This window comes from Telmatobacter bradus (genome assembly GCF_048629425.1).
Lineage (GTDB): Bacteria > Acidobacteriota > Terriglobia > Terriglobales > Acidobacteriaceae > Telmatobacter > Telmatobacter bradus.
In genome coordinates this window covers 2,513,118-2,536,388 of the sequence record NZ_CP184532.1, presented here as the reverse complement: position 1 = coordinate 2,536,388, position 23,271 = coordinate 2,513,118, and the positions used below count along the sequence as shown (strand labels likewise).

16 protein-coding genes and 1 tRNA gene are annotated in these 23,271 nt (G+C 58.2%); 8 read left to right on the top strand and 9 right to left on the bottom strand.

Going from position 1 to position 23,271, the window contains the following annotated elements:
* Positions 1–99 precede the first annotated feature (99 nt).
* From rpmE to ACOBR2_RS10575, 4 genes are all read right to left on the bottom strand, one after another.
* Positions 100–318 (bottom strand): 50S ribosomal protein L31, encoded by a 219-nt coding sequence (rpmE, locus tag ACOBR2_RS10590; protein ID WP_420236087.1) that lies wholly within the window; start codon positions 316–318, stop codon positions 100–102.
* A 177-nt stretch (positions 319–495) separates the two neighbouring features.
* Positions 496–1,563: a gluconeogenesis factor YvcK family protein gene (locus tag ACOBR2_RS10585; protein ID WP_420236086.1), complete on the bottom strand. Its 1,068-nt coding sequence runs from the start codon at positions 1,561–1,563 to the stop codon at positions 496–498.
* Positions 1,560–2,129, bottom strand: a complete 570-nt coding sequence (locus ACOBR2_RS10580; RefSeq protein ID WP_420236085.1) for a TPR end-of-group domain-containing protein — start codon at positions 2,127–2,129, stop codon at positions 1,560–1,562. The genes ACOBR2_RS10585 and ACOBR2_RS10580 overlap by 4 nt, the downstream gene beginning before the upstream one ends.
* 134 nt (positions 2,130–2,263) lie before the next feature.
* Entirely contained in the window at positions 2,264–2,875 is a 612-nt protein-coding gene (locus ACOBR2_RS10575) for a DUF4254 domain-containing protein (protein WP_420236084.1), read from the bottom strand.
* Positions 2,876–3,065: 190 nt separating this feature from the next.
* On the opposite strand from ACOBR2_RS10575, the gene ACOBR2_RS10570 reads away from it, so the two are divergent.
* From ACOBR2_RS10570 to ACOBR2_RS10560, 3 genes are all read left to right on the top strand, one after another.
* Complete coding sequence (locus tag ACOBR2_RS10570; protein WP_420236083.1) at positions 3,066–4,217, top strand: ATP-grasp domain-containing protein; 1,152 nt, start codon at positions 3,066–3,068, stop codon at positions 4,215–4,217.
* A gap of 110 nt (positions 4,218–4,327) precedes the next feature.
* Complete coding sequence (locus ACOBR2_RS10565) at positions 4,328–5,629, top strand: MFS transporter (protein WP_420236082.1); 1,302 nt, start codon at positions 4,328–4,330, stop codon at positions 5,627–5,629.
* Between the two features lie 332 nt (positions 5,630–5,961).
* A complete protein-coding gene (locus tag ACOBR2_RS10560; protein WP_420236081.1) occupies positions 5,962–9,156 on the top strand; it encodes a TonB-dependent receptor domain-containing protein in 3,195 nt (1,064 codons plus the stop codon).
* A gap of 293 nt (positions 9,157–9,449) precedes the next feature.
* Here ACOBR2_RS10560 and ACOBR2_RS10555 read toward each other — a convergent pair.
* Positions 9,450–9,525: transfer RNA gene (locus tag ACOBR2_RS10555), tRNA-Lys, on the bottom strand.
* Positions 9,526–9,698: 173 nt separating this feature from the next.
* On the opposite strand from ACOBR2_RS10555, the gene ACOBR2_RS10550 reads away from it, so the two are divergent.
* The 3 genes from ACOBR2_RS10550 (at position 9,699) to ACOBR2_RS10540 (ending at position 12,994) form a co-directional block, all read left to right on the top strand.
* Positions 9,699–10,094 carry a hypothetical protein gene (locus ACOBR2_RS10550; RefSeq protein ID WP_420236080.1) on the top strand — a complete coding sequence of 132 codons (396 nt, stop codon included), beginning with the start codon at positions 9,699–9,701 and terminating at the stop codon, positions 10,092–10,094.
* 4 nt (positions 10,095–10,098) lie between these two features.
* Entirely contained in the window at positions 10,099–12,006 is a 1,908-nt protein-coding gene (locus ACOBR2_RS10545) for an ABC transporter ATP-binding protein (protein ID WP_420236079.1), read from the top strand.
* 175 nt (positions 12,007–12,181) lie between these two features.
* Positions 12,182–12,994, top strand: coding sequence for an IclR family transcriptional regulator (locus tag ACOBR2_RS10540; protein WP_420236078.1), 813 nt, complete (start codon positions 12,182–12,184; stop codon positions 12,992–12,994).
* Between the two features lie 168 nt (positions 12,995–13,162).
* On the opposite strand, the gene ACOBR2_RS10535 is transcribed toward ACOBR2_RS10540, so the two are convergent.
* Both ACOBR2_RS10535 and ACOBR2_RS10530 read right to left on the bottom strand, forming a co-directional pair.
* On the bottom strand, positions 13,163–14,455 hold the full coding sequence (locus ACOBR2_RS10535) for a histidine-type phosphatase (protein WP_420236077.1): 1,293 nt from the start codon (positions 14,453–14,455) through the stop codon (positions 13,163–13,165).
* A gap of 130 nt (positions 14,456–14,585) precedes the next feature.
* Positions 14,586–17,654: a TonB-dependent receptor gene (locus tag ACOBR2_RS10530; protein WP_420236076.1), complete on the bottom strand. Its 3,069-nt coding sequence runs from the start codon at positions 17,652–17,654 to the stop codon at positions 14,586–14,588.
* A gap of 148 nt (positions 17,655–17,802) precedes the next feature.
* On the opposite strand from ACOBR2_RS10530, the gene ACOBR2_RS10525 reads away from it, so the two are divergent.
* On the top strand, positions 17,803–18,498 hold the full coding sequence (locus ACOBR2_RS10525; protein WP_420236075.1) for a response regulator transcription factor: 696 nt from the start codon (positions 17,803–17,805) through the stop codon (positions 18,496–18,498).
* Complete coding sequence (locus ACOBR2_RS10520; protein ID WP_420236074.1) at positions 18,498–19,892, top strand: sensor histidine kinase; 1,395 nt, start codon at positions 18,498–18,500, stop codon at positions 19,890–19,892. The genes ACOBR2_RS10525 and ACOBR2_RS10520 overlap by 1 nt, the downstream gene beginning before the upstream one ends.
* 189 nt (positions 19,893–20,081) lie before the next feature.
* Here the strand turns inward: ACOBR2_RS10520 and ACOBR2_RS10515 are convergent, their stop codons facing one another.
* Positions 20,082–21,974: an alpha-L-arabinofuranosidase C-terminal domain-containing protein gene (locus ACOBR2_RS10515; protein WP_420236073.1), complete on the bottom strand. Its 1,893-nt coding sequence runs from the start codon at positions 21,972–21,974 to the stop codon at positions 20,082–20,084.
* 98 nt (positions 21,975–22,072) lie between these two features.
* Entirely contained in the window at positions 22,073–23,011 is a 939-nt protein-coding gene (locus tag ACOBR2_RS10510; RefSeq protein ID WP_420236072.1) for a carbohydrate kinase family protein, read from the bottom strand.
* Positions 23,012–23,271: the final 260 nt, after the last annotated feature.

Genomic DNA, 23,271 nt, shown 5'->3' with positions numbered 1-23,271 from the left:
AGAAGAATCTTCAAGTTACGGGGAAGAAGACGTCCTCCAGATGTAGATAGGCCTCCGCCAAGGCGGAGGCCCACTCGCTTGATCCGTGCTTCGACGCGCTTAGCTGGCGGCTTCGCTCTTTGCGTACTTGCGGCGGAAGCGCTCGATGCGTCCAGCCGTATCCACCAGACGCTGTTTGCCGGTGAAGAACGGGTGGCAGCGGGAGCAGATTTCCACGCGGATGTCGCCCTTGTTGGTCGAACGGGTCTCAAAATTGGTACCGCAGGCGCACAGAACGCGAACGGCTTCGTAAGTGGGGTGGATCTTTTCCTTGGGCATCGCTTAAAGACAGACCTTTCCTGCAATCTTCCTCATCCATTGTACGAAGAGTTGCAGCGTTGTGCAACATCAAGGACAAGTGACTGAAAAATAACATCTTTCCAGAAGGGAATTTTTGAGGGAACGATTGCTTTTGCCTTTCCCTGCCCAGTTTTCCCCGGTTTTGGTCCCAGTCTTCTAGACTCTGGCTCCTACGCTCAACTCCATCTTGGCCAGCTCCAGCAGTGTTTCCGTAACGCACACCGAGTTGTGGCGGACGACAGACTCTTCGCTGGCGAAGTTCCCAGTGATGACGCGTACGCCCATAGCCTCAATCCGATCAATGTCGGCTTCTATCGGCGCAGCGCCCTCGGCGGCATAGCTAGCCAGCGTCTGGGGCCGGAAGGGGGCCGTGTTGATCAGGGCGCAATCGAAGATCGGTGCTCCGGTGTGCTGATAGATGCGATCAATGTGGTCGGCTGCGCTCAGGCCCAGGCTTTCGTTGGCTTGGGTCATCAGGTTGCAGACGTAAACCCGCAGGCCATTGGCCTTGATGAGCGCTTCGGCAATGCCGTCCACCAGCAGGTTGGTAATCAGCGAGGTGTAGAGTGAGCCGGGACCGATGCTGATCAGGTGGGCGCGTTCGATGGCATCAAGCGTTTCGGGCAGTGGGGCAGGGTGGGGCGGATCGAGCATCAGTTCTACGATGTGCCGCTTGCTCGCGCTGATGTCAGTTTCGCCGCGCACCAGAGAGCCGTCGTCCATCTGTGCCACCAGCGAGGTGCTAGCCGTGGTGGCGGGATAGATGCGGCCACGGGTGGCCAGAATCTTGGAGGAAAGCTGAATGGCCAGGGCAAAGTCGCCGGTGATTTCAGTAAGCGCGGCCACAAAGAGATTGCCGAGCGTGTGCCCGCGCAGCTCGCCCCCTTGCCGGAAGCGGTGGCTAAACAGGCGCGACAGCAGGTCTTCTTCTTCGCTGAGGGCCACCATGCAGTTGCGCAGGTCGCCCGGCGGCAGCATATTGAAGTCTTCACGCAGGCGGCCGGAAGAGCCTCCATCGTCGGTCACGGTGACCACGGCGGAGAGATCTGCGATCATGGCTGCTGCGCTGGCTGGCTGGCCGGAGACTGCCACATGGCTGCGCAGCCCGCGCAGAAGCGTGGAGAGCCCCGTGCCGCCACCCATGGCTACAACGCGCAGCCAAGAGCCCGCTTGTCCGGCGGGCTCGTTGGAGGTGCTCGTCATGGATGCTTCGGCGTTGTTCAATTCAGCCCCAGCGGAACTTCCGGATAAAGCAGCTCGGTAAAGCTGGGGTCGTCCACGATGTTCTGGAAGTCGTTGTCGACGCGCGCCTGCAGGCGATTGCGCGGATTCAGCTCAATTGCCCGGCTCAGATGCGTAATGCATTCCTTGTTCTGGCCAGTGAATGCATCCAGAATCGCCATCCCGTAATAAGCGTAGTCGGCTTGGGGATAGGTGCCAAGGATCGTCTCGAAGTGTTCGCGCGCCTCCTCGTAATAGCCGGTATTCAGCAGGGAGACGGCATAGTCATAGTGCTCTTCCGGCGTGGTGAAGGCCAGCTGCGGGCGCTCCATTTGGCGTTGGCAGGTGGTCATGTACATGCGGCAGCGTTCCAGAATCTCTGGCGGCGCCTGCGACAAAATCTTTTCAAAGGCCGCCAGGGCCTTGTCGTATTTGCCCTGCTGCAGCAGCTGAACTGCCGCCATGTAGGCGTGGAAGACTGCTGCATTGGCATTGACCGCCGGAGTTTCAGCGGCCGTTGCGGGCGATTTTTTGCGGCCTGCGGCCGTCGTGCGCGCATCTTGCTTCATGTGTTTAACCGGAGGAACTAGGTTTTGGGCCCTTCCTTCCGTACCGTTGCCGGATACGGAACAACTGCCTGGAAAGATAGCTTCTCAGGCAATTTATATACGCATTTACGGGCCTCACGTCAATGGGGGATACATCAGGATCGGTTTCCCGAACCAGATTGGGCATATAAAACCGGATTCAACGTGGGGTCATTGTACATCTTAAACTGTCGGTAAAGCTTGAATCGACGATTTCCGGCCAAAGTCTGGCTCCACAGCTCGTCCAGGCAGGCGGCCAGGTCGCTGCGTTGTTCGGTGAGCATCGCCAGACGACCCTGGTTGCGTTCCTGGTGTCCCGTGGGCGCATCCCGGCGCAGGGTCTCTTCGCGGGTGTGATAAATCTTGAGCGCCAGAATCGAGAGCCGGTCGATGATCAGTCCCGGCGACTCGCTGTGCAGCGGAACCCCTGCCCGCGGCAACGATTGCGGCTCCAGCCAGCCGAGCAGGGTTAGGTCCAGTTGTTCAGCCAGATCATTCCGCAACTGGTTGGTGCGGTCGATGCGCCGCTTCACCTGGGCCAGATCGGCGTCGCTGGCCAAGGGGTTGCGCGCCTCGTCTTCGATGTGCCACAGATCAAAGTTGGCCATGTGCTGGCGTGCCACCCGTCCCAGCCACTCTTCGGGCAGGCTCAGGGCGGAGCGGTCGCTCTGGTGGGCGGCTTCGGTCAGTTGGTCGTGCAATGCAACAAGGGCAGTGACTGAAAGCATCGTATGCGGATCCTGGGCAGGTTTTCGTCAATCCTTCAGGGGATCGCGTCGACCGGCGCAAAGGTCTATGGTAGAACTATCTTCTTGCATGCTTCAAATTGGTTTCCCCTGCAGGGGGTGAAATCCAACCGTGCATGCGGCGTACCGGGGCGGTTGTCTGGGACCCGAACACCCGGTGGGAGGTTGAAAGTTGAACGGCGAAGAACGGTTTCTATGCCTGGCCAGAACTGTGGCAGGGAAGGATTTTTTACGTCAATGCGCAGCGTCGCAGATTGGCGTCACCCTGCTGACGCTGGATGAATTGCGGAAGGCCGATTGGCCGCACGAAGCACTGGAGAATCTGGCCACCATGCCCGACGGGCTGACCCAGGACCAGATCACAAATACAGTTGCCTGGATGGCCCGCAGCCGCCACTACAGCCGTATTGTGGCGCTCGATGAAGCTAGTCTCGTTTGCGCCGCCGCCCTGCGTGAGCATCTGCGTATTCCCGGCATGGGGCTGACCACGGCCGGCTACTATCGTGACCGCCTGGCCATGTGCATCAGCGCCAGCGAGTCCGGCTTTACGGTGGGCCAGTTTGTGCGCGTGCTCAACTACGAAGAGCTGCGCGCCTTCATGGAGCGGGTTCCTGCGCCCTGGATTCTGCGACCACGTGGCAATGAGCCCGGTTTGGCCACCCTTCAGGTGGAAGATGCGGACCAGCTCTGGCGGGAACTGGAGGCGCTCGGTGATCGGCAAAGCCACTATCTGCTGGAAGAACTTGTGGAAGGCGAACTCTTCACTGTTGAGTCGATCATCAACGAATGCAGCGTAGTCTTTTCTGTGGTGCATCGCCACAGCCAGCCCGGCGGTCCCGGCTCACCCCTGTGTGTGGCCACGGTAGATCGCGGTAGCTGTGAATGGGAGCAGTTGAAGGTCCTGAATGCAGGTCTTGCACCCTCGCTTGGCATGGTGCGTGGCCTCGCTCATGCCCGCTTTCTGCGCCGTCCCGCAGATGGAAAGTTTGTTTTTGACGGTGTAGCCGCAACCGTTGGCGCTGGACTCGTGGATCAACTCACGGAGACTGCTTCCGGAATGAATCTGTGGCGGGAGTGGGCCCGGCTGGAAGTCGCCCACCTGCGCGGGGAAAGCTATGTGCCCAGCGAATGGAACGAGGGCTTTGCCGGCGTTGTTCTATGGCCGGAAGACGAGGCTGGCCGCGCTGCCTGGACGCGTGCCGCACAGATGGATTTGCCCGAGATCGTCGAGCGCATCCAGTACAATGGCAAACTCGGCATCCTCGTGCGCTCGGCCCTCTATGAGCAGGTAAACGAGATCCTGAGCTGGCTCCGGCGCGGCTGATCCGGAAGGGCGCACAGAAAAACGTGTTGCGGTGCGGAGTCAGGGAGGGGAATAGAAGGCAGCCCTTCCCGTCTCGAGCAGCAATACGGACTTACCGTACACTGATGTTTATGCCGCGTTTCGCAAAACATCAGTGTGCTCCCGTCTGGCTGATGGGGATTTCCAACGCAACCTTCGGACTGGTCAACGGCTTCATCGTTCTGCCCTTGCCGCTGATGCTCTCCGCGCAGGGCGTTTCCGAGTTGCACATCGCGGCGATCAGCGCAGCGGCCCTTTCTCCCGGCTTTTGGACCTTCCTGCTCGGGCCGGTGCTCGATATTCGCTTCAGCCGTCGCTGGTATGCGGGAGTTTTTGCCCTTCTGGCGGGAGTCTGTCTGACGGTTGCCGTCTTGTTGCGAGAACATCTTCTGCTGCTGGAAATTGCGCTGATGATTGCCAACGCCGCGGCGGTTTTGAGTTCCAATGCGCTGGGTGGCTGGTTGGCCGGGCTGGTCTCCGAGATTGCCGCCAACAAGGGCGACACAGAGAGCCACGAAGGCGCATGGCTGAGTGCGTGGACGCAGGTGGGCTTCTTCCTCGGCAATGGCCTGATGGCTGGCTTGGCGGCAGAAGGCCTGCACCGCTTGCCGCTGCATATTATCGCTCCGCTGCTGGGGCTGTTGGTCGTTCTTCCCGCAGCCATCTTTCCCTGGATTCCGCTGCCAAAGGCCGAAGTTGCTGAAGCGCAAATGGCCTTGCGCCACCAGTTGCGCGACGGCTTCCGCCAGCTTTTCAGCGAACTGGGTGCCTTGCTCAAGCGGAAGGAAGTCTTGCTGTCGCTGCTTCTGTTTGTTGCTCCCACAGGCTCTTTTGCCTTGAGCAATCAGTTGAGCGGCGTGGCGCGGGACTTTCATGCCTCGGATGCCTTTGTCAGTCGCATGGGAGGAATCATTTTGACGGTGGCCGGAGCCGCGTCCTGCCTGCTGTTGCCCATGCTCGCCCGCCGCATCAAGGCGCTGCCGCTCTATCTGATGATTGGCACGGCAGGAAGCGCGTTTACGCTGGCCGTTCTGCTGCTCCCCAAGACGCCTCTGACCTTTGCGCTTGCTTTTCTTGGCGAAAACTCCATGCAGGCGCTCAGCTTTACCGCAGCGGTTGCCATCTGTTTTGCAACCATTGGAAAAGACAATCCGCTGGCCGCCACACAGTTTAGTTTGCTGACGAACGCCACGGTGCTTCCCATTCTCTACATGGGCATACTCGATGGCCGCATCTATGGCGGTCATGGCTTGGCCGGGATGTTTTTTGTCGATGGAGCTCTGAGTCTGACTGCTTGCATTGCCATGGCCGCGCTGCTCTGCCTGGGCGGGAATGCGGCAGGGAGTGGCTTCCGGGTACGCTTCTCCATTGCTGCCGACAAGCTTCCCGAGTAAATCGCTCATCAGAGGAAGCGGGCAGACTGGGTGCGGAATTGATAGAAAATTGACAAAATACGCAGGAAAACTTAAATTACGAGTATGCTTGCTGCTTTATTTGCAGCATGGAGGCATGTGATCGCGACAGTCCTGAATTACGCCTGGATGTGTATGTGCTGCCCTATGTGCGGCACTCCGCGGGCGTCTCTTCTGGTCTGATTCAGCAAAATCATCCGGCCTTGCAAGAACCACCCGCATCCTGCGCGGTGGTTTTTTTGTTTGCGTGACGCATGGATCCAGGAAGTCGTTCAAGGTTTCCCTCCCCAACACCGTTGAACTGGAAAGGTAGTATGAGAAAACTGATTGCACTCCTTTTGTTTGTTTTTTTTGCCGTATTTTCAGCCAGTGCACAATCGTTTCGCGGAAGCATCAGCGGCCATCTGCTGGATGCTTCCGGCAATACCCTCTCTCAAGGGCAGGTGACGGCGCGTAGCGTGGAGACGGGTGCGGTCCGTAGCGCGGTGGTGGATGGGCGCGGAGGCTATACCCTGCGTGAGCTCTCGGCCGGAAACTATGTGGTGACGGCTGAAAGTGCAAGCCTGCGCAAGGTAAGCCGTCAGGTGTTGGTGAGCGTTGGCCTTGAAACCAGCGTGGACTTTGAACTGGGCAGCTTGGAAAAGGTAGTACAGCAGGTGGAAGTGACCGCTGCCGCGCCCCTGATTGAGCCCACGCGCGACACGCTTTCGCAGGTGGTGGACAACCGTCTGGTGCAGGACTTTCCCCTCAACGGTCGCGACTTCGGCAAGCTGGTCGCCCTCACTCCCGGTGTAACGGTGGAAGGCTCGGGCGTAGCCGGAACGGAAAAGGGATTCGGCCAGTTCAACATCAATGGAAATCGCGATCGCTCCAATAATTATCTGCTCGATGGTGCCGACGACAACGATCCCTTCTTCAATAACTCCGCGCTGAATCAGGTGGGCATTACCGGCGCACCCGCATCGTTGTTGCCGATTGACGCCATTCAGGAGTTCAATCTGCAGACGCAGGCAGCGGCCGAGTACGGTCGCAATAGCGGTGCCACCGTCAACATCCTCACCAAGTCGGGAACCAATCAGTTCCATGGTGCATTGTTTGAGTACGTGCGCAACTCGGCTTTTGATGCGCGCAACTACTTCAACACCGTCACCAACTCCGACGGCACGGCCAATCCGCAGAGCCCGTTCAAGAACAATCAGTTCGGTGGCTCCATTGGCGGTCCCATCCAACAGAATCGCACCTTCTTTTTTGCCGCCTATGAAGCGCAGCGGGAGCGTGTGACCAGCGACTTTGATCTGTATGTGCCCACCGCGAAGGAAATTTCTGCCGCCCGCGCGATTGCCGTCACGCAACTGGGCACCAGCGTGAATCCCGCGCTCGACAAGATCCTTGCCTACTTCCCGACCTCGACCACGGGCACGGTGAATGGCGCGGTAAACGATCTGAATGACCTGAGCAGTGTAATTGGCAAGATCGATCATCAGTTCAGCCCGCATGAAAGCGCCTATGTGAACTACGTCTACAGTTCCAGCAATCAGCGCTTCCCGTTGGGCGGTCTGGGCTATGGAACGGGCTCACGCATTGGCAGTTTTGCGCAGGTTTCGCCCACCCGTGTGCAGGTGGCTTCGGGTGGATTGCTGACTACCATCGGCAACAGCACGCTGAATGAGTTCCGTGTGGGCTACTCGCGTTATCACAGCAGCTTTGCTGGAGCCGATGCGAATCTCGATCCCACTTCGATGGGTCTGGACTTGGGCGATCAGCGCAATGGTCTGCCGGAAATTGACTTCGGTGGACTGGTAGAGAATCTTGGCGCTTCCGCCTACAGCATTCCCCGTGCCCGCACCAGTCAGACCGTGCAGTTGCTCGACAATCTGTCCTTCGTACGCGGCAAGCACAGCATCAAGGTGGGCGCGGAGTACCGTCGCGCCATCGTCAATTCCTACGACGACAATCTGGAGCGCGGCCTGCTTGATGTGAATGATGAGACCGATGCCAATGGCAACAATCTGTACGCCACGGACTCGGTGACCAACATGCTGGTCAGCTATTACACGGGCGACATCGATGCTTCCATTGAGTCCGGCAACACGCAGCGCACCACGGTCAACAACAACTTCGGTGTTTTCGCGCAGGATGATTATCGGTTGACCGATCGTCTGACGATCAACGGTGGCTTGCGTTGGGAGTACTTTGGACCGCTGAGCGAAACGCACGGCCTGATCTCCAACTACGACTTCAATACGAAGGCTCTGTTGCAGGGCCGTGGCTATGACCCCAAGTACACCAGCTTCTCACCCCGCTTGGGTTTTGCCCTGCGCACATTGCCGAATACCGTGGTACGCGGTGGCTATGGTCTATACTACGACTACATTCCGCAGAACCTGCTGATTGCCAACTACGCCAACGCTGCTGGCCTGACGACCAACCCCATTGGAGCCAAGCCGGTTGTGTCGATGAACTTTGACGGCAGCGCATGGGCCAGCAACATCGGTCCGGCCTACGTTGCCTCGGGTGGTCCATACAGCATCTTTGGCACCGGCAAGAACTTTACCGTGCCCTACACGCAGAGCTGGAATCTGAATGTGCAGCAGCAGCTCGGTCAGGCCGCATCGTTTGAACTCGGCTACGTGGGCTCGAAGGGCACACATCTGACGCGCCTCTACGATGCCAATCAGACCGATGCGTACGGCAATTATCCGAACGCGAATTACGAGCAGATCGGCATTCTCTCCACCGAGTCGGCCTCGAACTATCATGCGCTGCAGGCCACTGTGCGCTCCCGCGATCTGCACGGCATCTCTGGCTTCACAAGCTATACGTGGTCGCACTCGATTGACGATGCTAGCGATGGCATTGACTATGCGGCCGGCATCGCTCTGCCGCAGGATTCAACCAACCTGCGTGCCGAGCATGGCAACTCATCGTTCGATACGCGCCAGCGCTTTACCCTGGCCTTCAACTATCTTGCCCCGCGCATTGCTGCGGTTCCCGTATGGGCAGGCAAAGGCTGGCAGGCCAACGCTATCGCCACGGTGCAGTCGGGGCGTCCCATTCAGATTGCCAACTCGGACGATACCAGCGAACGCTACAACTATCGTCAGCGTCCCAACCTGGTTCCGGGCGTCAACCCAATTCTGTCGCACTGGACTCCGGCGGGCGGCTATCTGAACCCGGCGGCGTTTACGCAACCAGCGGATGGCACCTTCGGCGACCTGGGTCGCAACCAGCTTTACGGACCCGGCTTCTGGAATACCGACGTCTCGCTGCTCAAGAGCACGCCGCTGCGCAGGAATCTGGAATTGCAACTGCGTGCCGAGTTCTTCAACATCTTCAACCATCCGAACTTTGCTCTGCCCGACGGCTCACTCTCGTTTGGCGACGATGCCAATGGCAACGTCTTGCCGATGGGTGTGATTTCGCAAACCCCCGATGTGGCGCAAGGCAATCCTGGACTGGGTGGCGGCGGACCGCGTGTGATGCAGTTCAGCGCCCGCATCCAGTTCTAACGGTGTCTGCTGCAAAATGGAGAGAGGCAGGGGGTTTAACCCCTGCAAAAATCCCGAAAAAGGGCCACAGGCTTCAGCCACGGCATTTTCTTGTCAGACGGGCAAGATGCTGTTTTGCTTCTCTGGACATAGACCAGGAAAATCGAACATGGCAAGGCGCATGGACTCCGGTCCGTGCGCCTTGCTTTTTCTCAAAGGAAGTGTGGATCTGTCGGGGAAATTTCCCGAGGTGCCGAGCAATAAAAAATGCGCGTAAGAAAATACGCGCATTTACTCAAATTCTAAAGAGATTCTGGTGAGCCCGCTGGGATTCGAACCCAGGACCCACGCCTTAAAAGGGCGTTGCTCTACCAACTGAGCTACGAGCTCCCACCAGATGCGCTTCTGGCTCCAGGAAGAACCGATCAACGCATTGACTTTAGTCTACCTTAGAGTTGGTAAATACGCCAACAGCTGAGCAGTGGAAAGCGCGGCAGGAAACTGTGCCTTTTTTCGCTGCCGCCGTCCTGTTATCCTTGGCAAGAAATCTCTGGAGGTTGTGCATGTCTGTTCTTACCTGCATTTTTGGTGTTCTTTTGGTGGCTCTCGGAGTTGGCGGGCTAGAGTGGAAGGAAACCGTGCACTCGGCGGCAATTTATCCTATCGTCTTCGGTCTGTTGATGATCGTGAGCGGCATTCTGACCAAGAGCAAAAATGAAAAGCGGCACGAGACCTTCCTTTATGTCAGCTCCGGCGTGGCCGTGCTGGGCCTGCTGCTGAGCGCGCTGATGGCTCTGAATGGCTATGGATCGGCCCGCAGCGAAGGCGTGGATGTGGATGTGGATCTGCTGCGCTATCGTCTGGTGATGGCGGCTACGCTCTTCGTCTATCTGAACCTCTCGGTTCGCTCCATCCTCAACCTGCGTGCCGCAAAGAAGGCCGCCGCGGAACAGGACTAACGTTATGGCAGCCATGCACGGCGGTGGAATGAACTTTGGCTTGCGCGCTGAACGCACACCCCACGGCCGTACGGCCCGCCGTGCCCAGGAGGATGCGCCCAAGCGCCGGCCCAGCCTGAAAAAACTTTGGCCGAAGATCCGTTCGCTGGTGGTGCCGCGTCTGGGGCTGCTCAGCGTCGGTCTGATTTTGATGGTGGTCAACCGTATTGCCGGGCTGGTGATGCCCTACACCTCAAAGCCGCTGCTCGACGACGTGCTGGCCGGGGCGCATCCCCATCCTGAACTGCTGCCCAGGTTCATCGCATTGGTCTTCGGCGCCACCGTGCTGCAGGCCATTACCTCCTTTTCGCTGACCCAGCTGCTCTCCAAGGCTGGCCAGCGGCTGATAGCCGAGATGCGCAGTCAGGTGCAGCGCCATGTGGGCCTGCTCCCGGTGGCCTACTACGATGAAAACCGCACCGGCACGCTCGTCGCCCGCATCATGACCGATGTGGAGGGTGTGCGCAATCTGGTGGGAACCGGGCTGGTGGAATTCGTCGGCGGTATGCTGACGGCCGGACTGGCCTTCCTTTATCTATTACATCGCAGCGTGGTGGTTACGCTCTCGGTTTTTGCCGTGATGGGCTGCTTTATCTTCGTGCTCCAGTACGGATTTCGCGTCATCCGGCCCATCTTCCGCGAGCGGAGCAAAATCAATGCGGAAGTCACCGGTCGGCTGACTGAATCGCTCGGTGGTGTGCGCGTCATCAAGGGCTATCACGCCGAGGCACGGGAGGCTGGCGTCTTCTCGGCAGGCGTAGATCGGCTGCTTACCAACGTGATGCGCTCGCTCACCATGACCAGCACGCTCTCTGCTGCATCTACAACCGTGCTTGGCCTGGTAAGTGCACTGGTCATGTGGCTGGGCGGGCGTAATGTGCTGCAAGCCAGCTGGACCGTGGGCGACTACTTCAGCTACAACATGTTTCTCGCCTTCATGATCGCGCCCGTCTTCCAGGTCGTGAACATTGGCACACAACTGACCGAAGCCTTTGCCGGATTGGAGCGCACCCACGAGATTCTTTCCGAGATGGAGGAGAACCAGAACCCGGAACGCGTGGTGAAGTTGGCTCCGATCAAGGGCCGCATCCATTTTGAAGCCGTCGAATTCTCCTATGTAGAAGAAAAGACCGTGCTACATGGAATTGAGTTCCTAGCCGAGCCCGGCACGGTGACCGCGCTGGTGGGTAGTTCAGGTTCCGGCAAATCCACCATTATCAACCTGCTCTGCGCCTTCCATACCCCGGACAAAGGCCATGTACTGGTTGATGGCGTGGATCTGGCTACCGTGGACCTGGACAGCTTCCGCTCCCAGCTCGGTATCGTATTGCAGGACTCCTTCCTTTTTGATGGTACGATTCGCGAAAATATCCTTTTTTCGCGTCCTGAAGCCTCGCAGGCAGAGTTTCTCTCCGCCTGTCACACCGCCAGAGTGGATGAGTTTGCCGAACGCTTCAATGAAGGCTATGACACGATTGTGGGCGAACGGGGCGTCAAGCTCTCCGGCGGCCAGCGCCAGCGGCTTTCCATTGCCCGTGCCTTGTTGGCGGAGCCACGTATTCTGATTCTGGATGAGGCCACCAGTTCGCTTGACAGCGAAAGCGAGGCCATGATCCAGGCTGGCCTGCAGCATCTGATGCAGGGCCGCACCACCTTTGTAATTGCCCACCGCCTGTCGACCATCCGTCGCGCCGACCAGATCCTCGTCGTGGAAGAGGGTAGGATCGTGGAGCAGGGGAATCATTCTCAACTATTTGAAAGAAAAGGTCGTTATTACGATCTATATACGCGGCAGCATGGCCTGGAAGCCAATCTTTTTCTGGCTCCTGGGGAAGGCGATGCCCCCGATTCAAATGAAATTGATAGTTTGTGAAGGAATCGTAGGAAGTATAGAAGCGGATTCTGAAACACTTTCTAACTTTATAAAATCAAGCAAATCATGCGGATGAAACGATAGATTCGGAATGAACGTAGTCTCACCTCTTGACTCTGGTATCACATTTTGAGAACCTTAAGAAATCAATCATACCGCAAGATGGGGGATCACAATGCGAGACGCTACACCACAAGGCACTTATAAAGTCCAGGCCCTGGACCGGGCATTTGCCGTTTTGGATCTGCTCGGAGAAAGTGACTCTCCGCTGGGACTTGCGCAGGTCGCCAGTGCTCTGCAGCTGCACAAGAGCACGGCTCATCGCTTTTTGATGGTGCTCGAACGCCACAGAATGGTCGAGCGCACAGCCAATGGTAAATTTCGCCTAGGTCTGCGTCTGTTCGATTACGGCAATCGCGCTATCGAACAGTACGATCTGCGGGACCGCGCCCAGCCCCATCTGCGCCGTCTGGTGGCCGAGACGGAAGAAACGGCTCACCTCTGCGTGCTGGAGGCGGCTCGTGTCATCTACATTGACAAGATTGAACCCACGCGTTCGGTGCGCATGATCACTCGCATTGGCGCCACCAATCCGCTGCACTGCACCTCGGTGGGCAAAGCTATTCTGGCTTTCCTTCCCGAAGAGCGGGTGAACGAAATCTTCAAGCGCATCCGCTATGAGCGCCTGACGCACCGCACCATCGCCACTCCGGAAGCCCTGCGCGCCGAACTTGAGAAGACCCGTCGCCGTGGCTATGCCGTTGACGACGAAGAGCTTGAGGAAGGTCTGCGCTGCATTGCTGTACCCCTTCTGGATGCCCAGCGTCAGCCGGTAGCCGCGGTCAGCGTTTCCGGACCGTCCTTCCGTGTGACCGCGCAGAAACTGCCCTCGATCGCCAACCACCTGTTGCAGTGCGTGCGCGGTATTTCGCTGGATATGGGCTACATTTCGATGGGCCGGAGCCGTGTCGCCAGCTGGTCCGCGTAGGACGTAATGGGTTTCATTTCGAGAGAAGGGCGAGTCCGTGGATTTTTAGGGGCTAAGCCTTAAATTTTTCAGTAAGACAATTAATTCGCATTCATCTTTTTTTGTCGTACGCAATAAATCAAGCGGCTCATCCTTGCGATGAGCCGCTTTTCTATGGCGGCGCTGTACTTACTGCACGAACTCCTGATTTACTGCCCGTTCCACAACCGTCTGGAAAGAACTCCAGGAGCAAACGCCTGCGACATTGCTGCAACCGGGAATTGCTACCGCAACCCGTTCTGGTGACGTGGTCAATGTCAGGGGCGTTGCATTGCGCATCTGATCGAGTGTTTGCGTCGTGAAGTAGGCCTTTACAGTCTCGGCCCCGTGCGCACCCTCCCAGACTTCGAAGATCAGCGCACTGCCCGGAGGCGTATCCTCCGTACGGCCATCGAGCGTCCAGGTCAGATGGAGCGCACCGGAAAGATTGGCCAGATTGGTGTCATGGCCGATCAGCAGCAGAAGTTTGTCGCTGTTTGCAATCAACGAACCGTCCACAGGCTTTTGTTCGATGCCCTGTTCCATGGACTTAGCGATGTGAAAGAGCAGGTTCGATGCCTGTGCCCGGGCAACGGAAGCGGTGCGCTGAGTCAGATCCTCGTTGGCGGTGTGTAGTTCGATCAGCTGGTTGAGGGTGGCCCGATCCAGCCTTCCCCAGCCCAGTTTTGTGCCGGAAAATCCCTCCGTATATTCGAGCAGAAAATTTTCCGACAGTGTGGCAGCCAGGCTGAGGGGGCCGCGCAGATCCACCATATGGTCGCCACTGCCGGCATGGACCGAAGCGGGAAGCTCCAAAAGCGAATGCGGAGTCGTGCCGGTTGCAGTCGGGCAGGCAATCCCGCTCTTGCAGCCGGTAAGAACCTCCTCCAGCAACTGCAATCCGTCCTGATGCTGCAGGGCGAGCGCTTCCGGCTTACCGCCGAGGCGCGCCAGCACTTCTGCCGCAGCCTGTTGCTTGTCAGGATGCCCGACGCTGGCTTCCAGGGGATGGAAGAGCGGATCTGCGGTGCCCTCGGCGCGAGCCGAAACAACCAGATTGCACTCTGGAGCAAATCCCTTGGCCCATGCCTTGCCGGTTTCGCGCGTGCGCTGGTCAGAGTCGGCCAGAATGCGGATATGAGCAGCATCGGCACAGCCATCTGCAGTGACCAAGCCCTCCTGCGTGAGCCATTGCCGATCGTAAGCGCCTACCAACCGCATCAACTCAGTGCCATGCGCTGTCAGATAGCCGGGTGCAACCGCCCATTCCGGCCAGGGTGCCGACGAGTAGGCATTCGCCGCGTCAACCTTACCGGTGGGTGAGCGAACGCCGTGGCGGGTAAAAATGACCGCAAACTTCAAGTGCTCTGCTTGCGCTTCTGTTTTGTTGCTGAGTGCAACTGCGGTGGTCTGACTGCGAAGCGTGGAGAGACAGTTCAGCAAGAAAAGAAAGAGAAGAAGCAAACGTAACCGGTGGCCTGATTCCACAGTGACTCCAGAAAGGTACATTGCAGCATGAAAACGAGGAAACGGAGTGGAATATCGCACCCCGTTTCCTGAAGTAGAAGGCGTACTATTTGTGCTCGAACAGCGAGTTGAAGTTGTAGCGCAGGCCGCCCGTGTAGGTGGGCTTGTAGTACTCTCGCTGATTCACAAAGACGTTGCTTCCGGTGTAGTAGCCGAAGACTTCGTTGTTCAGGTTGAGGCCGGAGACGACTGCGGTGAGGCCCTTCCAGATGCGGTAGCTACCCTGCGCGTCGACCTGGTAGTGAGCCAGCGTCCACACGTCGCCGGAGGGGCCGGTTGCGCCCAGTCCGCTGGGGTCAGCGCCTGCGCCCGGGGCCAGCGTGGGCGAGATCCAGTTGTAGCTGAAGAGGCTTTTTCCGTTGTACGAAAGGCCTGCACGCACGGAAAGCCGCTTGTAATCGTAGGTGGGGCTCAGGTTCCAGGTGTTGGTGGCCTGATCTATCAGGCGGGGCTGATCCGAACGCAGCCACAGGCCCTTCATTTGTGAGGCGGTGTAGCTGTAGTTGGCGGAGATGCCCAGGCCGGAGAGCAGCGAAGGCAGATAGCTCATATGCTGCTGGTAGCTGATCTCGAAGCCGTACAGGTAGGAGTTCTGGCCATTGACGTATTGCGTAACCGAAGCCGTCGAGCCCGCCTCGGACTGCGCGTTCTCCACTTCCTGCAGCATCCAGGCGGGGATGGTTCCGGCTGGCAGTTTGGCAACGTTCACGCCACTGGGAATCTGGAATTCGACTTGAGGCGCAGTGAGCTGTTTGACGAAGACGCCGGCCTGAATCATGCCGAGTGGATGCAGAAAGTTTTCATAAAGCAGGTCGTAGTTGTTGGCGTGCTCGGGGCGCAGCGAGGGATTGCCGATGGAGGCAGTATTCGCCGTATCGTCTGCCGAGGTGTAGGGAACAAGCTGATATGGATCGGGGCGGGCCACGCCACGCGCGTACACCAGACGGAGGTTCTGAGCCGGCGTGAGTGCGTAGCGCAACTGAACGCTGGGCAGCACATCGACGTAGGAAGGATTATTCGCATAGCCACTGGCCACGTAGCAGTTGGTGTGCCCGGTAATGGTGCCGTTCGCGCAGGCTGAGGGCTGTGCGCTGGCAGTGCCGCTGGCGGTGGTGGAAGCCGCCCACTGCAGGTAATAGCCGAAGGTGTTCATCTGCGTGGCTTCAATGCGCAGGCCGGTTTGCATGTGCAGTCTGCCAAAGTCGATGGTGTTCATCACGTAGCCAGCGGGAATGCGCTCGACAAAGTGGAAGATGTTCGGCCAGGTGTCGCTGACGGTCTTGTACTCGTCAATGTCACCGGGCAGATTCTTGAGCGTGAAGGCCTGCACCTTGTTGAAGTCGGAGACGGGGCCGAAGTTGCCGCCGAGGAACTGGCCTTTGAAGTAATCAGTGTTGTCAAAGCCGCTCTGCAGGCCGGTCATGGTGGCAACCGGTGAAGAAGATGAGGTGGACCAGCCGTCGTAGACGGTTTCTGTTGCATCCTGTGCCTTGTGGGCGTTGGAAATCTTGAAGCCCGCCTCGAAGACGCCGAAGTGGCCATGCGTACTGTAGTTGTGAATGTAGGAGGCCTGCGCCGTCAGATCGGTTTCGCCCGTCTTTCCGGTGGAAGTGGTGATGTCCTTGAAGGCCCAGTACGAAGCATGCTCAAGAATGGAGTTGGCACCGTCGCAATTGCCGAAGACCGGGCGATAGATGCTGGTCTGCTGCGATGGAATGTAGTTGCAGTAAACGGAGGGGCCGATCCAGGAGAAATCCGCCTTGGGGTTTCCGGCGGAATCGATCATGTAGGCGCGTGAGCCGGAGAGTTGCCAGGCCAGTGTGCCGCCGTCAATTGCATGATGGCCGCCCAGGATCAGCGTGCCTACCGAAGCATTGGGGCGCTTGCTGGAGGTGTAGAACTTGGGGCTCGACGATTTGGCGCTGGCGCTGGGATAGACGACGTTTGCGCCGTTGTTGCAGGTGTCGCCCGTGGGGCAGCTGAGCGCGGTTGAAATCGGCTCGTAGTACCACTTGTCGCCCCAGTCCTTCAGGTCGGTATAAAAGCCGTGGGCGTAGATGGAATCGGTACTGTTGATGCGGTAATCGGCCGCGCCGGCGATGCCGGTGCGGTAGCGATAGTAACGGTAATCGCGAATGGTGTTGTTGTCGTAGAAAGGAACGAAAAAGGTGGACAGAGGATCAATGGCGGGCTGAAAGTTATCAATGCCGCGACCGTTGTAATCGTAGGATCCATCGAGCATCAGGCCAAAGCGTTTGGTCTTGCCGAAGCGCTGGCCATAATTGCCGCCGGTCTCGGAAGAGGCGCGGCCATTGAGGATGGGCGTGTAGCCGCCATTGGTGAACAGGATCAACGTAGGATGTTCGCTGGCCGTTTTCAGACGCAGATCGGCTGAGCCGCCAATGCCGTTTGCATCCTGACTGGCGGAGAGTGTCTTGTTGATCTGTACCGACTCCACAATCTCCGACGGAATCACATCCAGGCGCACCTGGCGCACCGTTGGCTCGGGTGCCGGAATGGTGATTCCATCCACGGTCACGTTGGTCAAGCGGGGCTCGGTGCCACGCACCTGAATGTATTCGCCTTCGCCTTCGGAGCGATAGAGCGTGATCGAGGACATGCGGCCGAGCGCATCGGCCACATTGGCGTTGGGCAGGCTGGTGATGACCTCGGCCGGCAGCACCTGCAGAATGTTGTCCGCCGTACGCGTCACATTGATGGCGTCGGCTTCGCCATGCACGCGCTCCGCCGTCACAACGACTTCTTCCTTCTGCGAGGCAACGTTCATGCGCAATTCAAGGTTGGTCGTTTGGCCAACCTTCAGATCTACCTCTTGCGCGAGGTTGTCAAAGCCAATGCTGGAAACCACCAGCTTGAAGTGGCCCGGTTGCAGATCAGAGACTGTAAAGGCTCCATTGGCGTCGCTGACGATCTGTTTATTGATCGGTAGAACGGTAATCTGGACTCCCTTGAGCACTGCTCCAGAGCCATCCACCACGGTTCCAGCCAAAACGCATCGTGAAGACTGAGCGAAGACCGGGAAGAAAGAAGCAAGAAGGCAGAGCAGCACTGTGGCCTGCCGCCATTTGCTGCAAAGGCGTTGAAGCGTCAACATGAAACACTCTCCTATCTCGAAATCTGCCCGTTTGGGCGACTAGAGATTTGAGGTGAGTATCGCGGTTGAACCTAAGCTGAACCTTAGGATCCGAGGCCGTTGCGCTGTTTTCATACAGGATTCACATTCGCACTCTAGCATCATTACCATGCGCATCCTCATCGTCGAAGACAAGCGAAGCCTTGCCATGCACCTGGGCAAGGCCGTGGAGCGCGAGGGGTACTCTGCGGCGCTGGCCTTTGACGGGGAAGAGGCTTTGCGGCAGGGTATGACGGGAAACTTCGACGTGATGCTGCTCGACGTAATGCTGCCGCGCATGGATGGATTTTCGGTGATCACCCGCCTGCGCAGCGCCCATGTGCAGACCCAGACCATTCTGGTTTCAGCGCGTGATTCGATGGAAGACATTGTGCGTGGCCTTGATTCCGGCGCGGACGATTACCTGACCAAACCCTTTCCACTCGATGTGCTGCTGGCCAAGATTCGTGCCGCGGCGCGGCGCGTTCCGATTGCTCCGCCGCAGGAACTCGCGGTTGAAGATCTGATTCTGCGTCCCCATCGCTTTGAACTGCAGCGGGGCGCGCGCACTGCATCGCTGACGCGCACGGAATGCGCTCTACTGCGTGTGCTCATGCGGCGTTCTCCTGCAGTTGTGCCGCATGGTTTGCTGATTGAAGAGGGTTGGGACGCGGAAAGCGATGTGAGTCACGATAGCCTGTATGTTTTTATCCGCGCCCTGCGGACCAAGATCACCGGACCCGGCGAAAAAGAACTGCTGCAAACCATTCGTGGCGTAGGGTACGCCTTGCGCAGTGGGCTCTGCAGCGGTGGTTCTGGTAACTGATGCGCGCTACCGTTTCACTCCGCCTGACGCTCTGGTATGTCTCCATCTTTCTGGGCGGCTGGATGCTCTTCGGTGCTGCCATGTGGCTCAATCTTTACCAGACCCTGACCAGTGAGCGCCGCACTACGCTGGAGCGCCGCTTTGATCGTCTGCAGGCCGTCCTGCAAAGTGGTGAGAGCGAGGATGCAGAGCAGCAGTACGAGGACTTCAAGGAGTTTGCCCATGCCACCGGCAATGGGCTGGCAGAGGTCTTTCGTACCGATGGCTCGCGCGCTCTGCCCTCGCCCTCGGCCATGGCGCGCAGCTTTCCCTGGCCCTCTCTGCAGGGCGATTGCAAGGAGCAGTTTGTGCAGGTGCAGGCTGCGGAGCAACCTTACTGGGTTCTGGTGCGCTGCTTGAACTGGCAGCAGAAGACAGTCTTTGTGGCCGTTGCCGCTCCTGCCACAGGAAACAATCTGGTGCTGAATCGCTTCTGGATCGGGCTGCTAGCTTCAGCTCCGGTGCTGTTGTTCATCTCCGCGGCAGGCGGCTACTGGGTGAGCCGTCGCGCGCTGCAACCGGTGGACCGCATCACCGCGACGGCGCGTTTCATCAGCATTCGCAATCTTTCTCAGAGGCTCGCCGTTCCTGATTCCGGTGACGAACTGGAGCGGCTTGCCGCCACCTTCAATGCGATGCTCGAGCGCATAGAAGCGGCCGTAAACCAGATCAAGCAATTCACTGGCGATGCTTCGCATGAGTTGCGTGGCCCGCTTTCGTTCGTGCGTACGGTTGCCGAAGTAGCCTTGCGTAATCCGCAGATCGACGCTGAGAGCAGACAGGCCTTTCAGGAAATTGTGGAGGAGATGGCCACGGCCTCTGTGCTACTGGAAGACATGCTGACACTGGCGCGTGGAGACACCAGTCGCGAGGGACTGCCGCTGGTGCGGCTTGATCTGCGTACGGTTCTGGAGTCGGCGCTGGAACTTGCTGCACCCGTGGCGGCAGAACGTGGCCTGACCCTGAACAAAGCGCTGCCCCAGCAGGACGCTCTGGAAGTGATGGGCGATGCTTCTTCCCTGCGCCGCCTCTTCTGGATTCTGCTCGACAATGCGCTCAAGTTTACCGAGCGTTCGGGGCTGATCGAAATTCATGCTGAGATGGTGCAAGGAACCGCCGTGATTGAAGTCCGCGATCATGGTGTGGGCATTGGCGCATCCGACTTGTCCCACATCTTTGACCGCTTCTTTCGCGCCGATCCATCGCGTGCCCAGACCGAAGGCAGCGGTCTGGGGTTGGCAATTGCCAAGTGGATTGCCGATATGCACGGTGCAACGCTCACCGTTTCCAGCGTCCTGCAGCAGGGAACAACGGTACGCATGGTCTTTCCGCGTGCACAATCCCAGAGCACGTAGCTCCACAGAAAAGAGCCAGGCAAAACGCCCGCAACCAGATTGGCTGCGGGCGTTCGGTGGAGAGAAGAACAAGGCTATAACATTTTCGGAATTGCTGTAGACCGAAAGCAGGATGCTAAGTGCATTTTTCCTCAAGAAAAATGCACCTTGCAAGCCTCTTAAAAAGTCTATGTGTATTCCGAAAACGCCCTAGTAGTTCAGTTCCAGCACATTCACAGAGAAGGGAACCAGCGTCTGCACAAACTTGGTTCCAGCAATCTTCACGTTGGTTTCCGTCGGTACAACGTCGGTGGGATGGTCCAGCGTGTTGGTGGCGTTGGGCGTCTTTCCGCTCAGCGTGATCAGCTTGGCGGTTGAATCCACCTTGGCCAGACCATTCAGGTTGATGGCCAGCGGTAGCGGATTGCTGGTGGCATTCACCAGCTTGATGTAGAGCTTGTGCGTCTTTTCGTCGCGGGTGGCCACGGAGTAGACGCGGGCAGGCACACCGTCGAGCTTGGCGGGCACAACCTCTGTACCCACATGGCCGGCGAAGATCACCTGCGCATAATAGCTGGGCGAACCGTAGCTGCTGAGCGCGTCATAGCCAATCAAATCCGTGTCCCACTGTATGCCATGCGAGTTCACGTTGGTTAGCAGCGGCGCGTAAGCGTGCATTACCACCAGATCGCTGTTGCGCTCAAGGCCGGTCATCCAGGCAGCGTCGGCCAACGCGGCGTTCAGGTTGGGCGTAGGATCGCCCTCGCGCGTAGCCCACTCGCCTACAAAGATCTTGGGGCCATTGCGGTCGATCTTGTCGTAGTGGTCGGTCATGTCGAACATGGTCTCGGCCGCTTCATAGTAGTGGTCGTCCACCACATCTGGCTTGATGCTCTTGACCGGCGTGGTGGCAATCAACTGCAGCTCCGGATACTTGGCCTTGATGGCCTTGTAGAACTGCTCGTAGCGGCCGTCGTAGCTATGCGAGTGGTCAAACTGATCCTCGTTGCCGATTTCGACGTAGTGCAGCGGGAAGGCCGCAGGGTGGCCGTACTTGGCGCGCAAAGCACCCCAATGGGTTTCCGGTCCGCCGGTCACAAACTCGATCTCGTCGAGCGCGTCCTGTACATGCGGCGTGAGTGCCGTGCCGGGCTCGATGTGCTCCTGCTCCAGTGAGTAACCGGCATAAACGGCCAGCACCGGCTCGATCTTCAGGTCTTCGCACCACTCCAGAAACTCGAGTATGCCCATACCGTCCGAAGAGCGATAGCCCCACGGGCTCGGATGCGTCGGGCGGTTCACCAGATCGCCGATCGTCTGCTTGAAGTCATAGCGCTCGGAGATGTGGTTGCCTTCCAGATAGTTTCCGCCCGGCAGGCGCAGGAAGGTCGGATGCATGGCCGCCATCTTCTCCATCAGGTCGATGCGGTTGCCGTTGGGACGATCCTTGTAGGTGGGCGGGAAGAGAGAAACCAGCTCCAGCCACAGCGTGGTGGGCTTGGTTACGGTCAGCAGCAGGTGGTTGTTCGTTGAAGCAGCAACGTTGCCGGTCTTGAGTGTGTATCTGTACTCACTCCACTGTCCGCTGACGCCGGTTACCGTGGCCGTGGCCGCTACCGCGCCACTCTGATCGTTTTCCAGGCTCACAGTCACGGGCAAGCCCGGCGTGTCGGTTTTGGCCCAGAAAGATCCGGTGTAGATGGTGTTGGGCCGTACCGGAATGCCCCAGTAGCCGGTATTTTCAATGCCCGCTGTCGACTTTTCACTGGCTGCGGTCACGCTTACCTTGATGCTGTGGGTGATGGCCGCGCTGGGGCCATCCTTCTCGTCGATAGAGATGTGTACGGCAGAGTCGCCGCGGCGCACGGCTGGCCAGTTATGCAGGTTGCCCCAGCTGCGCGCGGGTACGCGGTCGCGCACCAGTTCGCCGTAGAGGCCGCCATCGTAGGAGTAGTTGATCTCCTCGGTCATCAACCCATAGAGAGTGGGGCTGACTTTGGCCGAGGGTTGGTCTGCCTGCACCGTCAGCGTTGGCTGTTGGGCGGTCAGGCAGGAAGAAAACAGTACGCAAGAGAGAGCGAAGGCAGAAAGATGTCGTTTCATGACGAAGAAATAGTACCTTGGCAAGTTGGTTTTTACAATAGAAAAGGTTTACCTGATTCTGGCAGGCTTGGATGAACCAAAATGCCATGGCTGGCAGATTATCTGCCAGCCGGAGCTTCGATCTCGTTGCTGATTTCTTCTAAAATAGAGCTGTTGAGTGCGGGCATTGCGCCGGATTTTGTGGCCACCCAGCTTCCCCAGCGGTTGGCTGCCTGGTTCAGTGTGGCCAGGTCGGCACCCTGCAGCAGGTAATGGGTCAAGGCTGCAGTAAACGCATCCCCGGTGCCTACCGTATCCACCACATTTACCGCGCAGCCTGGATGTTCGTTCCACTCGCCGCGCTTCATCAGCAGGCTGCCGTGCGCGCCCCGCGTGATGGCCACCATCTCCAGCGTGGGGAACTCTTCGAGCAGCCGCTCGGCATCCTGGCGCTGGCCTGCGCCATTGGGCGCTTCGCTGGCCTGCATGCCCAGCAGGCCCAGAATCAGGGGCAGTTCGGCCTCGTTCAGCTTGACCACTGTGGCCAGCTCCAGGGACTCCTGAATGATTTCACCCGAGTAGAAGGGCGGACGCAGGTTGGCGTCAAAGACCCGTACACAGCGCGAGCGGGTCTGCGCGGCCAGCGTTTGGATGGTCTGGCGCGATTCCCGGCAGCGCTGCGCCAGCGATCCGAAGCAGAGCGCGTCGGCACGTTCGGCTAACTGTACCCACTCATCGGTGAGTTCCAGAAAATCCCATGCAGTCGGTTCGTGAATCTGGTAACTGGGTTCGCCCTGATGCAGGCTGACTGTTACCTGGCCGGTTTCATGCTGGGCGTCTACACCCACCTGACTCGCGTCCACCGGTAATTCATTGAGCATGGCAATGGCTTCGCGTCCCAGGGCATCGCGGCCAATGCGGCTAAGGATGGTGGCATGGTTGCCCAGCCGTCCGGCCATTAACGTGAAGTTTGCCGGCGCTCCGCCCAGACGCGCTCCCTCCGGCAGTAGATCCCATAAAAGTTCACCAATGCCAATAATCAGATGCGGTTGATTCACTGCGTGTCCTCTATCCAGCCTGCTGCCATTTTGACTTTCAACGATTGCTGTCAGGTTACAAACGGACAGGAAAATGTGGAAAGCGAGTTGTGGCGCTCTAAGGCTTTCGTGTTTGGTATGGCTTCGTCAATATCAGATACGAAGCGGGGAAGATCATCAGTAACCAGATGATCTTGAAACCATAATGCAGGACGCCTGTTCCAAAATAAAACTGCCATTTCCGAAGTGGTATTCCGAAACGAAAAATTGGAAAATACGCA